Origin of the sequence: Streptosporangium sp. H16, from assembly GCF_051918855.1 — a bacterium.
GTDB lineage: Bacteria > Actinomycetota > Actinomycetes > Streptosporangiales > Streptosporangiaceae > Streptosporangium.
The window spans coordinates 1-15,349 of sequence record NZ_JBPXMD010000060.1 but is presented as its reverse complement, the minus strand read 5'-3'; the positions used below and the strand labels follow the sequence as shown (position 1 = coordinate 15,349).

11 protein-coding genes and 1 pseudogene are annotated in these 15,349 nt (G+C 71.0%); 8 read left to right on the top strand and 4 right to left on the bottom strand.

Annotated features, from left to right (window positions below):
• The first annotated feature begins 28 nt into the window (after window positions 1-28).
• Window positions 29-861 (top strand): annotated as a pseudogene (locus tag ACTOQ2_RS42025) (RNA-guided endonuclease TnpB family protein).
• Here ACTOQ2_RS42025 and larC read toward each other — a convergent pair.
• From larC to ACTOQ2_RS42005, 4 genes are read right to left on the bottom strand one after another with little or no spacing between them, the layout of a single operon-like run.
• Window positions 839-2,008 (bottom strand): nickel pincer cofactor biosynthesis protein LarC, encoded by a 1,170-nt coding sequence (gene larC, locus ACTOQ2_RS42020; RefSeq protein WP_440107331.1) that lies wholly within the window; start codon window positions 2,006-2,008, stop codon window positions 839-841. The pseudogene ACTOQ2_RS42025 and the gene larC overlap by 23 nt on opposite strands.
• On the bottom strand, window positions 2,005-2,826 hold the full coding sequence (larB, locus tag ACTOQ2_RS42015; RefSeq protein WP_440107329.1) for a nickel pincer cofactor biosynthesis protein LarB: 822 nt from the start codon (window positions 2,824-2,826) through the stop codon (window positions 2,005-2,007). Before larB ends, larC begins: the two co-directional genes overlap by 4 nt.
• Entirely contained in the window at window positions 2,823-4,103 is a 1,281-nt protein-coding gene (larA, locus tag ACTOQ2_RS42010; protein ID WP_440107327.1) for a nickel-dependent lactate racemase, read from the bottom strand. Before larA ends, larB begins: the two co-directional genes overlap by 4 nt.
• Window positions 4,100-4,879: a FadR/GntR family transcriptional regulator gene (locus tag ACTOQ2_RS42005; protein WP_440107325.1), complete on the bottom strand. Its 780-nt coding sequence runs from the start codon at window positions 4,877-4,879 to the stop codon at window positions 4,100-4,102. The genes larA and ACTOQ2_RS42005 overlap by 4 nt, the downstream gene beginning before the upstream one ends.
• A 307-nt stretch (window positions 4,880-5,186) precedes the next feature.
• Between ACTOQ2_RS42005 and ACTOQ2_RS42000 the strand changes: the two genes are divergently transcribed.
• The 7 genes from ACTOQ2_RS42000 to ACTOQ2_RS41970 form a co-directional block, all read left to right on the top strand.
• Window positions 5,187-6,542 carry an enolase C-terminal domain-like protein gene (locus ACTOQ2_RS42000; RefSeq protein WP_440107323.1) on the top strand — a complete coding sequence of 452 codons (1,356 nt, stop codon included), beginning with the start codon at window positions 5,187-5,189 and terminating at the stop codon, window positions 6,540-6,542.
• Window positions 6,542-7,306: an SDR family NAD(P)-dependent oxidoreductase gene (locus tag ACTOQ2_RS41995; RefSeq protein ID WP_440107321.1), complete on the top strand. Its 765-nt coding sequence runs from the start codon at window positions 6,542-6,544 to the stop codon at window positions 7,304-7,306. Before ACTOQ2_RS42000 ends, ACTOQ2_RS41995 begins: the two co-directional genes overlap by 1 nt.
• A complete protein-coding gene (locus ACTOQ2_RS41990; protein WP_440107319.1) occupies window positions 7,303-8,376 on the top strand; it encodes a sugar ABC transporter substrate-binding protein in 1,074 nt (357 codons plus the stop codon). The genes ACTOQ2_RS41995 and ACTOQ2_RS41990 overlap by 4 nt, the downstream gene beginning before the upstream one ends.
• Window positions 8,366-9,901, top strand: coding sequence for a sugar ABC transporter ATP-binding protein (locus tag ACTOQ2_RS41985; protein ID WP_440107317.1), 1,536 nt, complete (start codon window positions 8,366-8,368; stop codon window positions 9,899-9,901). The genes ACTOQ2_RS41990 and ACTOQ2_RS41985 overlap by 11 nt, the downstream gene beginning before the upstream one ends.
• The gene (locus ACTOQ2_RS41980) at window positions 9,894-10,916 is read left to right on the top strand and encodes an ABC transporter permease (protein ID WP_440107315.1); all 1,023 of its coding nucleotides are present in this window, start codon (window positions 9,894-9,896) and stop codon (window positions 10,914-10,916) included. The genes ACTOQ2_RS41985 and ACTOQ2_RS41980 overlap by 8 nt, the downstream gene beginning before the upstream one ends.
• A 71-nt stretch (window positions 10,917-10,987) precedes the next feature.
• A complete protein-coding gene (locus ACTOQ2_RS41975; protein ID WP_440107313.1) occupies window positions 10,988-13,852 on the top strand; it encodes a glycosyl hydrolase family 95 catalytic domain-containing protein in 2,865 nt (954 codons plus the stop codon).
• A gap of 1,199 nt (window positions 13,853-15,051) precedes the next feature.
• Window positions 15,052-15,349 (top strand): RICIN domain-containing protein (locus ACTOQ2_RS41970; protein WP_440107311.1); only part of this gene is annotated, 298 nt, incomplete at its 3' end.

Genomic DNA, 15,349 nt, shown 5'->3' with positions numbered 1-15,349 from the left:
GTCGGCTTCATGTGGCATCGTGTGAGGCGTGGCGCAGATCGTGAAGCGGGCGTTCAAGTTCCGCTTCCACCCGACAGACGAGCAGGCGGCGGAGCTGTCTCGCACGTTCGGCTGTGCCCGCCTGGTCTACAACAAGGCTCTGGAAGAACGAACCCGCGCCCACACCCTCGAAAGCCGTAGGCTCTCCTACGTGCAGTCCTCGGCTGCACTCACCGCATGGAAGAAGACCAAGGAGCTCGCGTTCCTGAACGAGGTGTCGTCGGTGCCGCTGCAGCAGGCGCTGCGGCACCTGCAGACGGCGTTCGCGAACTTCTTCGCCAAGCGCGCGAGGTAGCGGGTGCATGCCCGCATCGCCGACCGCAGGCGTGATCATCTGCACCAGGTCACCAGTCGTCTCGTCCGTGAGAACCAAACGGTCGTGATCGAAGACCTCACCGTGCGCAACCTGATGCGAAACCACACTCTGGCCCGCGCCATCTCGGACGCCTCCTGGCGCCAGATGCGCACGATGCTGGAGTACAAAGCGGCCTGGTACGGGGGGGAGCTGGTCGTCGTCTACCGGTGGTTTCCCTCCTCGAAGCTGTGCTCGGCGTGCGGCACGATCCAGCGGTCCATGCCGTTGGGGGTCCGGGACTGGGCGTGCGCCTGTGGCGCCGTCCACGACCGGGACGTCAACGCCGCGAAGAACATCCTCGCCGCCGGGCTGGCGGAGAGGTAGAACGCCTGTGGAGCTGGTGTGAGACCTCACGGAGAGTCCTCTCTGGCGGGCGACCGGCGACGAAGCAGGAACCCTCACGGGCGACCGTGGGAATCTCCCTCGTTCACGAGGGGGAGGAAGTCAACCCGGTCTCTCTCGCGTAGGGGGCCGTTCGCGGGTCAGCCGCAGCGCCCAGGCGGCCGTCTCGCGCAGGGACAGGCCGAGGGCGGCCGAGGCGGCGGCCACGTCGTCGTGTTCGGGTTTGGCCGAGTGGGGTCCGTGCTTGACCCGCACGCGGTGGCCCGCCAGGTCCACCTCGGTGGTGTGCCGGGGCAGGGCCGTGCGCTCGACCGCGACCTCACGCACGCCGAGCGCGCCGGTCTCGGCGAGGAGCAGGTCCCGCAGGGCCGGTGCGGCGGGAGTGCGGCACAGCAGGTGCAGCACGTGCGCCGGCCGGCCCTTCTTCATGGTGGCCGGGGTGGCCCAGGCGTCCAGGGCGCCGGCGTCGAGGGCCCGGGCGATCGTGTGGCCGAGCACCTCGCCGGTGACGTCGTCCAGGTTGGTCTCCAGGACGACCAGGGGCTCGGTGCCGGCGTCGCGGGCGGGCTCGGCGACGGTGACGGCGACGATGTTGGGGCGGTCGGGAAGCTCCCGGGTGCCCGCGCCGTAGCCGGTCGCCACCGGGGTCATCGCCGGCGGCGGGGTGTATCGCGCTCCCATGGCGCGCAGCAGCGCCGCCCCCGTGGGGGTCACGGTCTCCCCTGGCAGGTCGCTACCGGCCACCAGGGCCCCCCGCAGCAGGGCGGCGGTCGCGGGGGCCGGTACGGGCAGCACGCCGTGGCGGGTGGTCACCGTGCCGGTTCCGAGGGGGATCGGGGCGCAGTGCACGGCCGTGACGCCGAGCAGGTGCAGCGCGGCGGCCACGCCGACGATGTCCACGAGGGCGTCGTGGCCGCCCAGCTCGTGCAGGTGCACCCGGCCGGGGTCGGTGCCGTGGATCCGGCCCTCCGCCTCGGCGATCGCCCGCAGCGCGGCGGTGGCGAGGGTGGCGACCGGTTCCGGCCGGGCGGCCCCGGCCATGGAGATCAGCTCGGCCGCCCGCCGCTCGGTCGCCGTGTCGGTGACCACGACCCGTACGCGGGTCACCGCCAGCCCGTGACTGACCGCCCGCCCGGCCGTCAGCTCCCAGCCGGTGAGACCGGTCGATCCCACCGCCGCGCGGATGCCGTCCAGCGGGGCCCCGGCGTCGATGAGCGCCGCCAGCAGCATGTCCCCCGCCAGCCCGGTGAACGGGTTGACCCAGCAGATCACGGCCTTACCTCCTGCCCCGCCGCCTCCGCGCCCGCCGGGGACGGGGAGGGCGGGGACGGGGAGGCGCGGCGGGTGGCGGTGTGGGCGAGACGGTGGGCGGCCATGGCGGCGCCGAAGCCGGAGTCGATGTTGACCACGGTGAGGCCGGCGGCGCACGAGGACAGCATCGCCAGCAGGGCGGTGACGCCCTCCAGGGCCGCGCCGTACCCGACGGAGGTGGGCACGGCGATCACCGGCGCCGCCACGAGGCCGCCGACGGCGCTGGCCAGCGCGCCCTCCATGCCCGCCACGACGATCACCGTGTCCGCCGCGCGCAGCCGCCCGGTCTCGGCGAGCAGCCGGTGGATTCCCGCCACTCCCACGTCGCGGACCACGGTGACGTCCAGCCCGAGCGCCCGGGCCACGGCCGCCGCCTCGGCCGCCACCGGCCCGTCGGACGTGCCCGCCGTGACCACCGCGACCGCGAAGGACCCGGTCGCGGCCGGCCGCCACACCAGCAGCCGCGCCACCGGGTCGTGGGATCCGCCCGGCACGGCCGCCAGGACGGGCCCGGCGACCGCCTCCTCGACCCGCGTGGCCAGCACCGGGCCGGTGTTGCGGGCGAGCAGGGCGGAGACGATGGCGGCGATCTCCTCGGCGGTCTTGCCCGGCCCGTAGACGACCTCGGGCGTCCCCTGGCGGGCCTCCCGGTCCACGTCGACCCGGGCGAACCCCAGGTCCACCACCGAGCGTTCGCCGGCGACCTCGGGCGCCGCCCTGCGGGTTTCCCCGTGCACGCCGGCCCCGGCGAACCCCGGGTCCACCGCGCGTTCGCTCATGCCCGGCCGCCGGACAGGTAGGGAATGGTCTGCGGGCCCTCCGGCAGCACGCACACGCGGGCGCCCGGCCCGGCGGCGGCCAGCGCCTCGGTCACCGTGGCCGCGATGTCACCGGTCTGCTCCAGGTGGGCGGTGGCCAGGTCGGCGTCACTGAGGTAGGAGGTGTGCATCACCACCCGCGCGCCCGCCTGGATGCGCGCCTGGATCTGCACCTGCCACTGGTCGGGGACAGTCACCGGCCGGGCGGCGATCGCGTCGAGCAGCGCCCGCGGAGAGGGCTCCGAGGCGAGCACCTCGCGGTAGGAGCCGTGGTCGGGGAAGCCGTCGCGGCACTCGGCGGCGCAGACGATCACGCCGCCCGGCCGGACCACCTGGAACGCCGCCGACATGCCCTTGACCGCCTGGTAGAGGTTCTGGTCGAGGGGGTAACCGGAGTTGGTGGTGACCACCACGTCGAAGGGCGCCTCGACCTCTCGCATGGCGACCCGGCGGGCGGCGGCGGTGGCGGCGGCGTGCATGGGCAGGATGTCGCCGCCGAACGCCGCCGCGATGTCCTTGTCCCGGTTGAGGATCACGTCGAGGGCGAAGGTCACCCCGGTGCCCTCGGCGATGGCCCGCACGTCGTCGTGCACGGGGTTGCCCTCGATCACTCCCCAGGTGGCCCGGGGATCGCCGATGCGCGCGGCGTCGTGCAGGGTGAGCACGGTCTCCAGCGCGGCCAGGCCGGGGGCGACCAGCTTGGGCCCGCCGGAGAAGCCCGCGAAGAAGTGCGGCTCCACGAAACCGGTGGTGATCCGCACGTCGGCCTCGACCCAGGCGGTGTTCAGCCATACCGGTACGTCCTTGCCGAAGCGGCCGAGGTAGGTGAGCGATCCCGGGTCGCGGGCGTCGTGGTTGACGATCCGCACGGAGTCGACGACCCTGTCGCCGAACATCGCGCGCAGTTCGGCCTCGGTGTTGCCGCGATGGGTGCCGGTCGCGACGAGGACGGTCACGTCGTCGAGGTCGACGACGCCGTCGAGCTCGTCGAGGATGGCCGGGATCATCAGGTGCCGGGGCTGGGGGCGGGTGATGTCGCAGGCCGAGATGGCGACGGTCTGGCCGGGCCGTACCCTCTCGCGCAGCGGCGGCCCGGACACCGGGTCGCGCAGAGCCGCCCGCAGCGCGCCCATCTGGTCGGGCGCGGCCGCGTGGTGGACGGGGGTGACCACCGTGGTGGCCTCGTCGGGCAGTTCGACCGTCAGACCGGTCTCCCCGTAGGCCAAGCGGACCTTCATCGTGTCTCCTCACCGCCGAGCTCCGGCCAGAGCCCGTCGGCGATCCTAGTACCGGCCGGGCCCTGATCGCCGTCGGCCCCGGCCGGGGAGGCCTCCACGTTCTCGAGCACCGAGCGAAACCACGTCTCGGTCGTGCCGATGTGCATCAGCGCCGCCGCCTGGGCGAGCGTCGCGTCACCGGCGGCCAGGGCGTTGTAGATCGCCTCGTGCTCGGCGATGGTCTTGTGCGAGCTGCCGGTCTCGACCGTGCCGCGCCACACCCGCATCCGCAGGGTGCGGCCGGAGATCCCGTCGAGCAGGGTGGACAGCGTCTCGTTGCCGGTCGCCCGCACCACGGCGCGGTGGAAGGCGGCGTCGTGGTGGTTCAGTTTCTCCACGTCGTCGCTGGCCGCGCGCATCGCGGCCAGGTGCTCGCCGATCTCGGCGAGCTGGCCGGCGGAGATCCGGGACGCGGCCAGCGCGGTCGCCGCGGGTTCCAGCATCCGCCGCACCTGGACGATCTCCAGCAGCGTGTCGTCGCTCAGCAGCTCAACGGCCAGCCCCAGCCCTTCCAGCAGCAACCGCGGTTCCAGGCTGGTCACATAGGTGCCGTCGCCCCGCCGTACGTCGAGCACCCGGGCCACGACCAGCGCCTTGACCGCCTCGCGCAACCCGTTGCGGGAGACGCCGAGCTGGGCGGCGAGCTGGTGCTCCGGGGGCAGCCGCGCCCCGGGGGGAAGATCACCCGACTGGACGAGTGCCCGGATACGGGAGATCGCCTCGTCGGTCAGGGACATGGGCACGGCCTCCGGTCGTGGAGTCGCTCGATCGGTGCGCTGGTCACCGCGGGAACATAACAGACATCCCATGTTCGCGTGAAAGGGCGATCCACCGCAAGGCAAACATGGACCACACATGCGCGACAGGGCCTGAAATATTCAGCCAATTCATCATATTTACGGTATTTCGCCAGAAGGTCTAGACACATCACACCGAGAGGATTACAAAGACATCCCATGTCCATGTGGTGAAGATCCCTTCACCTTCCGGAAACATCCGCTGGAGGTAGACCTTCGTGCGCACGTATCGCCAGAGCGGGTCACCGTGACGGAGCTGATCACCGCGGTCGAGGCCCACGACATCCGGTTCCCGACCTCTCGATACCTCGACGGTTCCGACGCCATGAACCCCGAGCCCGACTACTCCGCCGCCTACGTGATCGTGCGGACCGACGGCGGGCAGGAAGGGCACGCGCTCGCCTTCACCGTCGGGCGCGGCAACGAGATCGCCGTGGCCGCCGTGGAGTCGCTGGCGCCGCTGGTCACCGGACGACCGGTGGCCGAGGTGCTCGGCGATCTCGGCGGGGTGTCGCGCCGGCTCACCGGCGACAGCCAGCTGCGCTGGCTCGGCCCCGAGAAGGGCGTCATCCACATGGCGGCGGGAGCCGTGCTCAACGCCCTGTGGGACCTTCGCGCGCGCAGGGCGGGCAAACCGCTGTGGCGGCTGCTGTCGGAGCTGTCGCCGGAGGAGATCGTCGACGTCGTCGACTTCCGCTACCTGGAGGAGGCGCTCACCCGCGAGGAGGCGCTGACCATCCTGCGCGACGCAGAGCCTGGCCGCGCCGGGCGCCGGGCGCGCCTGCTCGCCGAGGGCTACCCGGCCTACACCACCACCCCCGGCTGGCTCGGCTACACCGACGACAAGCTGGTCCGGCTGGCCAAGGAGGCGGTCGCCGACGGGTTCCGCCTCATCAAGCTGAAGGTCGGCGCCGATCCGGCCGAGGACGTGCGGCGCGTGCGGCTGGCCCGCGAGGCGGTCGGCCCCGACGTGCGCATCGCCGTGGACGCCAACCAGGCGTGGAACGTCGGCCAGGCGATCGAACGGCTGGCCCCGCTCGCCGAGTTCGACCTGTACTGGATCGAGGAGCCCACCTCCCCCGACGACGTGCTCGGCCACGCCGCCATCCGGGAGCGGGTCGCGCCCATCAAGGTCGCCACCGGCGAGCACGCCCACAACAGGGTGATGTTCAAGCAGTTCCTGCAGGCGGGCGCGATCGACATCCTGCAGCTCGACGCGGCCAGGGTCGCCGGGGTCAACGAGAACATCGCCATCCTGCTGCTGGCCGCCAAGTTCGGGGTGCCGGTGTGCCCGCACGCGGGCGGCGTCGGCCTGTGCGAGATGGTCCAGCACCTGGCGATGTTCGACTACGTGGCCGTCAGCGGCACCACCGAGGACCGCGTCATCGAGTACATCGACCACCTGCACGAGCACTTCACCGACCCGGTGGTGATCAGGGACGGCCGGTACGTCGCTCCCCTCGAACCGGGCGGAGGCGGCGAGATGCGTCCGGCCTCGCGCGCCGAGTACGCCTACCCGCACGGCCCCCGGTGGGCCGCCGACACAGGCGCAGGCACAGGCACAGGCGCCGACACGGCCCTCGCCGCCGGAGAGGTGGTGTGATGGGCACCTTCGACGGGCTCACGGCCGTCGTCACCGGTGGCGCCTCCGGCATCGGCCTGGCCACCGCCACCCTGCTGGCCGAGCGCGGGGCCCGCGTGGCCTGCCTCGACCTGTCCCCCGGCGTGCCCGAGCCCCTGCTCGGGCTGCGGGCCGACGTGGCCGACGACGCGTCGGTGCGGACCGCCGTGGCCGAGGCCGCGGACCGGCTCGGCGGCATCGACGTCCTGGTGAACAACGCGGGAATCGGCGCCCAGGGCGGTATCGAGGACAACGACGACGACGAATGGCGCCGGGTCTTCGACGTCAACGTGTTCGGCATGGTCCGGGTGGCCAGGGCGGCGCTGCCGTACCTGCGGGCGTCACGGGCCGCGGCGATCGTGAACACCTGCTCGATCGCGGCGACCGCCGGGCTGCCCAGCCGGGTCCTGTACTCCTCCACCAAGGGCGCGGTGCTGGCCATGACCCGGGCCATGGCGGCCGACCTGGTCACGGAGGGCATCCGCGTCAACTGCGTCAACCCCGGCACCGCCGACACCCCGTGGGTGAACCGGCTGCTGGAGGCCGCCACCGATCCCGAACAGGAACGCCGGGCGCTCACCGCCCGTCAGCCGATGGGCCGTCTGGTCTCGGCGGACGAGGTGGCCGAGGCCGTCGCGTACCTGGCGAGCCCTCTCGCCGCCTCGACCACCGGCACCGATCTGGCCGTGGACGGCGGCATGCACGGACTGCGGCTGCGGCCCAGCACAGGAAAGGAACGACCATGAACCGAGGACTCGCCCTGGGAACGGCCATCGCCCTGGCGGCCGGGCTGACCGGCGCGTGCGGGGGCGACGGCGACACGGGCACCGGCACGGCCGCCCCGGGAGCCGCCAAGCCGGTCGTCGGGGTGGACTACCCCCGCTCCGACACCGACTTCTGGAACTCCTTCATCAAGTACGTCCCCCAGTTCGGCGCCGAGAACGGCCTCGACCTGAAGACTTCCAACTCGCAGAACGACATCGCCAAGCTCACCGCCAACGTGCAGAGTCTCGTCAGCCAGGGCGTCAAGGGCCTCGTGCTGGCGCCGCAGGACACCGCCGCCGTGGCCCCCACCCTGCAGCAGCTCACCGCCAAGAAGATCCCCGTCGTCATGGTCGACACCCGCCCCGAGCAGGGCGACGCCTACATGGTGGTCCGCGCCGACAACCGGGCGTACGGGGAGAAGGCGTGCAAGTTCCTCGGCGAGAAGCTGTCCGGCAAGGGCAAGGTCGTGATGCTCCAGGGAGACCTGGCCTCCATCAACGGCCGCGACCGCACCGAGGCGTTCAACGAGTGCATGAAGGCCAACTACCCGGACATCACGGTGTTCGGCGAGGCCACCAACTGGGACGGCGCCCTCGCCTCGCAGAAGCTCCAGACGCAGCTCACCGCCAACCCGGACATCAAGGGCGTCTACATGCAGTCGAGCTTCGCCCTGGCGGGCACCCTCCAGCTGCTCAAGCAGCGCGGCCTGCTGGTCCCCCCGAGCGACCCCAAGCACGTCTTCGTCGTCTCCAACGACGGCATCCCCCAGGAACTGAAGGAGATCGCCGCCGGCAACATCGACGCCACCGTCTCGCAGCCGGCCGACCAGTACGCCAAGTACGCGCTGGAGTACACCAAGGCCGCCATCGACGGCAAGACGTTCCAGCCCGGCCCGACCGACCACGACAGCAACATCATCCAGGTGCGACCGGGCCTGCTGGAGGACCAGCTCTCCGCGCCCCTGGTGACCGCCGACGGCGGCACCTACGGAGACGTCCAGAGCGTCAAGTCGGACGACTCCTCGCTATGGGGAAACAACCTTGGCGGCTGACCAGACGACCACGCCTCTCGTCGAGGCGGTGGGCGTCACCAAGAGGTACGGCGAGACCGTCGCGCTGGACGGCGCCGGAATACGGATCATGCCCGGCCGGACTCACGCCCTGGTCGGCCGCAACGGGGCCGGGAAGTCCACCCTGGTCTCGATCCTCACCGGACTCCAGCCCCCCGACGAGGGCGAGGTACGGTTCGGCGGCGACCCCGCCCCGCGCCTCGCCGACCGCGACGCCTGGCGGCAGCGGGTGGCCTGCGTCTACCAGAAGTCCACGATCATCCCCGAGCTGACCGTGGCGGAGAACCTCTACCTGAACCGTCACGACCTGAACCGGTTCGGGCTGGTCCGCTGGGACGCGCTGCGGCGCAAGGCGGCCACGCTGCTCGCCACCTGGTCGGTGGACGTCGACGTGCGCCTGCCGGCCGGCGAGCTGGACGTCGAGCAGCGGCAGTTCGTGGAGATCGCCCGCGCGCTGTCCTTCGGCGCCCGGTTCATCATCCTCGACGAACCGACCGCCCAGCTCGACGCCGCCGCCATCGCCCGGCTGTTCACCCGCATCCGCGCCCTGCAGGAACAGGGGGTGACCTTCCTGTTCATCAGCCACCACCTGCAGGAGATCTACGAGATCTGCGACACGGTCACGGTATTCCGCGACGCCCGGCACATCCTGACCACCGCGGTGGCCGACCTGACGCACACCGAACTGGTGGCGGCGATGGCGGGAGAGGCCACCGGCCTGACCGCGCCGCTCCCCCGGGCGGCCGTGCCCGCCGACGCCGGTATGGCGCTCGACGTGCGCGACCTGTCGTACGGCGACGCCTACCGGGAGATCGGCTTCCACGTCCGGGCCGGCGAGATCGTCGGCCTGGCGGGCGCGGCCGGCAGCGGCCGGACCGAACTCGCCGAGACCGTCGCCGGGCTGCGCGCGGCCGATTCGGGCACGATCGAGATCACCGGACGTCGTCCCCGCCCCGGCAGCGTGCCCGACGCGCTCGCCGCGGGTGTCGGCTTCGTCCCCCGGGACCGGCATCACCAGGGGTTCGTCTCGATGATGTCGATCGCCGACAACGCCACCATGACCGTCCCCGAACGGCTCGGCGAGGCCGGCCTGATCAGTGGCCGGCGGCGCGACCGGCTGGCCAGGACCTTGATCGACAACTTGGCGATCAAGACCCCCGGCCCCGAGCTGCCGGTGATGGGCCTGTCCGGCGGCAACCAGCAGAAGGTCGTCATGGCCAGGGCGCTGGCCTCCGACCCCCGGGTGCTCGTGCTGATCACCCCCACCGCCGGGGTGGATGTGAAGTCCAAGGAGTTCCTGCTCGGCAAGGTCGAGGAGACGGCCGCGAAAGGGAGCGGCGTTTTGATCGCCTCCGACGAAATCGACGACCTGCGGCTGTGCGACCGGCTGCTGGTGATGTTCCAGGGCCGTCTCGTCGCGGAGATGGCCGCCGGATGGCACGACCACGATGTGGTGGCGGCCATGGAAGGAGTCCGGCTCGATGCCCCCTGTGCCCCCGATGCCTGAGAAAACCCGCACGCCCGCCGTGGAGAGTGCCGCCCCCCTGCGGGAACGGCCACGGGTGCGGCTCGCCCGGCTGCGCGACCTCGCGCTGATCCCCGCGATCATCGTGATCGCCGTTGTCGGCCAGATCGTCCACCCGATCTTCCTGCAGGGCGACAACCTGATCAACATCCTGCAGACCATGTCGGAGATCTCGCTGCTGGTCATGGCGCAGACGCTCGTGCTGGTCGCCGGCAAGATGGACCTCTCGCTGGAGTCGACGTTCGGCCTCGCGCCGGGCGTGGCCGCCTGGCTGACCGTCGCGGTCGGCTCGGGCGCCGGGCTGGGCGTGCTGTCGGGCGCCTGGGCGATCCCGGTCACCCTGGCCGTCGGCGTGCTGATCGGCGTGATCAACGCTCTGCTGATCGTGCGGTTCGGGCTCAACGGCTTCATCGTCACCCTCGGCATGCTGATCGTGCTGCGCGGCCTGCTCACCGGAATCTCCGGCGGCCAGACCTTCTTCAACCTGCCGCCGTCGATGCTCTATCTCGGCTCGGCCCTGTGGTTCGGCGTGCCCGCCTCGATCTGGCTGTGCCTGCTGCTGTTCGCCGTCGGCATCGTGCTGCTCGGCTTCACCCGCTACGGCCGCGCCCTGTACGCCCTCGGCGGCAACGTGGACGCGGCCAGGGCGGCCGGCATCCGCACCGACCGGGTGCTGTGGACCGCCCTGGTGGGCGCCAGCCTGCTCGCCGCCCTCGGAGGCCTGCTGCTGTCGGGACGCCTCGCCTCGGTGGCCGCCGCGCAGGGCGACGGCGCCATCTTCACCGTGTTCGCCGCGGCCGTCATCGGAGGCGTCAGCCTCAACGGCGGCAAGGGCACCATGTTCGGCGCGTTCACCGGCATCCTGCTCCTCTACATGATCCAGAACGTCCTCACCCTGGCCGGCGTGCCCGCCCAGTGGATCCAGGCCCTCAACGGCGCCATCATCCTCATCGCCCTCATCCTGTCCCGTCTCACCGGAGGCAAAGTCCAGGAGTAACCCGCCTCAGGTACCCCCGTTCCTCCGCCATGGCACTTCCAACCGCCACACCCCCTACCGATTGGAACGACATGTCCGACGAGAACCACCTGTCACGCAGGCGACTGATGCAGATCGGAGCAGCCGGAGCCGGCTCCATGCTGTTACCCCTGCAGTGGACGGCGGCCGCCAGAGCCGCCTCGGCGCCCCCTCCGGCGGTGACCGCCGCAGGCGATCTGGCGCTGTGGTACGACGAGAGTGCCGGCACCGACTGGCTGCGCGCTCTCCCGATCGGCAACGGCCGCCTGGGCGCCATGGTGTTCGGCAACGTCGACACCGAGCGGCTGCAGCTGAACGAGGACACCGTCTGGGCCGGCGGCCCCTACGACCAGAGCAACACCCGGGGCGCTGGGGCGCTCGGGCAGATCCGGCAGCTGGTCTTCCAGAACCAGTGGAGCCAGGCCCAGACCCTGATCGACCAGAACATGCTCGGCAGCCCCGCGGGCCAGCTGGCCTACCAGACGGTCGGCAACCTGCGGCTCGCCTTCGGCAACACCTCCGGGGTCTCGGAGTACAACCGCTACCTGGACCTGACCACGGCCACCACGACGGTGTCGTACCTGAAGAACGGCGTGCGCTACCAGCGCGAGACGTTCGCGAGCGCGCCGGACCAGGTGATCGTCATGCGCCTGACCGCCGACAGGGGCGGCTCGATCACGTTCTCCGCGACGTTCGACAGCCCCCAGCAGACGACGCGATCCAGCCCGGACGGCACGACCGTGGCGCTCAGCGGCGTCTCGGGCAACATGGAGGGCAAGACCGGCGCGGTCCGGTTCCAGGGCCTGGCCAAGGCCGTCATCGAGGGCGGCACCGTCAGCAGCTCCAACGGCACGCTGCAGGTGACGGCCGCGAACAGCGTGACGGTGCTGATCTCGATCGGCTCCAGCTACCGCAACTTCCGCGACGTCAGCGGCGACTACCAGGGCATCGCACGGCAGCATCTCAACGCCGCCGCCGCCAGGAGCTTCACCGACCTGCGCGCCCGGCACGTGGCCGACTACCAGCGGCTGTTCGGGCGCACGACGCTGGAGCTCGGCCGCACCTCGGCGGCCGACCAGCCGACCGACGTGCGGATCGCGCAGCACAACAGCGTCAACGACCCGCAGTTCTCGGTGCTGCTGTTCCAGTTCGGCCGCTACCTGCTGATCTCCTCCTCCCGGCCCGGCACCCAGCCGGCCAACCTGCAGGGCATCTGGAACGACTCGCTGGCGCCGTCCTGGGACTCGAAGTACACCATCAACGCCAACCTGCCGATGAACTACTGGCCGGCCGACACGACGAACCTGTCGGAGTGCTTCGACCCGGTGTTCGCGATGATCAACGATCTGGCGGTCACCGGCGCCCGCACGGCCCAGGTCCAGTACAACGCGGGCGGCTGGGTGGCCCACCACAACACCGACGCCTGGCGGGCCACCTCCGTCGTCGACGGCGCGTTCTGGGGCATGTGGCAGACCGGCGGCGCGTGGCTGGCCACCCTGATCTGGGAGCACTACACCTTCACCGGCGACCTCGCGTTCCTCCAGCAGTACTACCCGGCGATGAAGGGCGCCGCGCAGTTCTTCCTCGACACCCTCGTGCAGGAACCGAGCCTCGGCTTCCTGGTCACGAACCCGTCGAACTCCCCGGAGCTGGCCCACCACAGCGGTGTCAGCGTCTGCGCCGGCCCCACGATGGACAACCAGATCCTGCGCGACCTGTTCAACGGCTGCGCCAAGGCCAGCCAGGCGCTCGGCGTCGACTCCGACTTCCGAACCCGGGTCCTGTCCGCCCGGGACCGGCTCCCTCCGATGAAGACCGGCTCGCGCGGCAACATCCAGGAGTGGCTGTACGACTGGATCGAGACCGAGCCCGCCCACCGGCACGTCTCCCACCTGTACGGCCTGCACCCCAGCAACCAGATCACCAAGCGCGGCACCCCGGCGCTGTACACCGCCGCGCGGCGCACCCTCGAACTGCGCGGCGACGACGGGACCGGCTGGTCACTCGCCTGGAAGATCAACTACTGGGCGCGGATGGAGGAGGGCGCCCGCGCGCACACCCTAATCCGTCTCCTGGTGACGACGGCCCGGCTCGCGCCGAACATGTTCGACCTGCACCCGCCGTTCCAGATCGACGGCAACTTCGGCGCCACCTCCGGTATCGCGGAGATGCTCCTGCAAAGCCACAACGGCGAGCTGCACGTGCTCCCGGCGCTGCCGTCCGCCTGGCCGGCCGGGAAGGTGCAGGGCCTGCGGGGACGTGGCGGCTACACCGTGGGCACGACGTGGAGCTCGGGCGCGGCCACCGAGATCCTCGTCAGGTTCGACCGCGACGGGACCGTCAACGTCCGCAACCGGATCTTCACCGGCACCTACCAGGTGGTCGACGCCGACAGCGGCGCCGCCGTCACCGTCACCAAGCCCGAGTCCGACGTCGTCGCGCTGACCGGCCAGGCGGGCCGCACGTACCGCCTCACCGGAACCGGCACACCGCAGCAGCCCCCCACCTATGTGCGGATCACCAACGGGACCACCGGCCTGGCCCTGGACAGCGGCGGCAACGTCGCCTCCGGGTCGAACCTCAAGCAGTGGAACAGCAACGACGGCAGCACCAACCTGCAGTGGCAGCTCGTCGATCTGGGCGGCGGCTGGTACCGCATCGTCAACCGCACCAACGGCATGGTCATCGACAGCTGGGGCAACACCGCCAACGGCGCCGTCGCCCGGCAGGCGGCCTGGAACGGCGGCAACAACCAGCAGTGGCGCCTCAACAGCGTGGGCAACGGCCGCAACCAGATCATCAACCGCGGCACCGGCACGGCTCTGGACGGCATGGGCAACAGCACCGCCGGTTCCACCGTGGCCATGTGGACCCCGAACAGCAGCACCAACAACCAATGGACCATCACGGGCGTGTGACGGCCGGCGACCTGTCGCGGACCTGATCCACATGTGCTTCGCCGCCGCCGGCCACCGGTCGCGGCGAAGCACGTCCCGGAGCCTTCACCCTCTCAAGGATCCGGAGTCCGTACGAACCCTGGGGCGACGTCCACCCGTGGCGAGGCACGGACCGGCCAGGTCATGGCGAGCGACTCTCCTTCGAGAACAGAGAATCGCCTGTCGGCGCGGAGACCGGAAGGCGATGAAGATCGTTTAACGTCACTGTTTGCGCTAACATCGTCGCGATCAACGCTAGGTTCGCGTCACGGCGGTGTCAATCCGTTCACGCGCCAGAAACTTACGCAAGATCAAGAAAAATTTTCGGCTCCCCAGAAAGCCACCGCACGGTCGCGGGCGACGGACTCCGCGACCGGCTCGAGCCGTCTCCACCGGAGCGGCCGCCCGGACCACGCCGATCGCCACGGCGGCCGTCGTGGTGCCCGTCTCGATCGGCGGCCGACGCCGAGCCGGGGGCGGAGGCCCGTTGGACGGGGGCATATCGCGAGCGTACCGGGATGCCGCACGTTCCCCGATCATGACCGTTCTCGCTGCTCCCGGCCGTCGCGGACGCTTCACCTCGCGTGGCGAACCGATCGCCGGTCCGGCGGGTGCCGGGAGTCGGCCGGCAGGGAGGCCGCCGCATCTGACGGCCGGGTCACGAACATTCGTTGGATTCGGCCTGAAGTTTATGGTTGCCAAGTCGTAACTTCTGTGAAACTTTCACTTGCGCAGGCGCCGTTAGGTGATCTCTCTCCGGACGAACGTCCAGGCAGGGAAGCGTGCCGAGGGCAATGCGCAGGTCAGCGAGGATCGCGGCTCGTTGACGTCGGCCGGTCAGTCGGATGTACTCCGCGACATCACCCCCCTGAGGAGCAAGCCATGAAGATCTCGAACCTCGAATGTTAGCGGTAACAACTTCTGGCGGCCGTGACCTGGCCTCCGGCCGGCCCAGAAGCATCGGACGCATCTCCTCGCACCGGGTCGCGGGGCCCGCCGGCGGGAAGCGGTCGTCGTTCCGCTCCCACGGCCTTCCGGCCCCCCGGCCGCCGCGCCGGGGCCACGTGCCGCGCGTCGGCCCGACCAGTGCCTCGTCGAGCGCCGCGGAACGGCAGTGCGCCACCCTGCGGGCAGCTTCATGATCGTCATGTTAACGCTAACAAGTTCTTGAAGGGAGAACCATGCGCCCTATCAGGCGGAATCGCCTGCGCGTGCTGATCGCAGCCATGGCGGCGTTCGTGCTCACCGGCGCCCTGCTCACCGTCGCCACCTCCTCCGCCACCGCGGCGACCGTCGACACCAACGCCTGGTACGTCCTGGTCAACCGCACCAGCGGCAAGGTCCTGGACGTCTACGGCCAGTCCACGGCCGACGGCGGCCGCATCACCCAGTGGAGCCGCACCAACGGCAACAACCAGCAGTGGCAGTTCGTCGACTCCGGCGGCGGCTACTACCGCGTCAAGTCCCGCCACTCGGGCA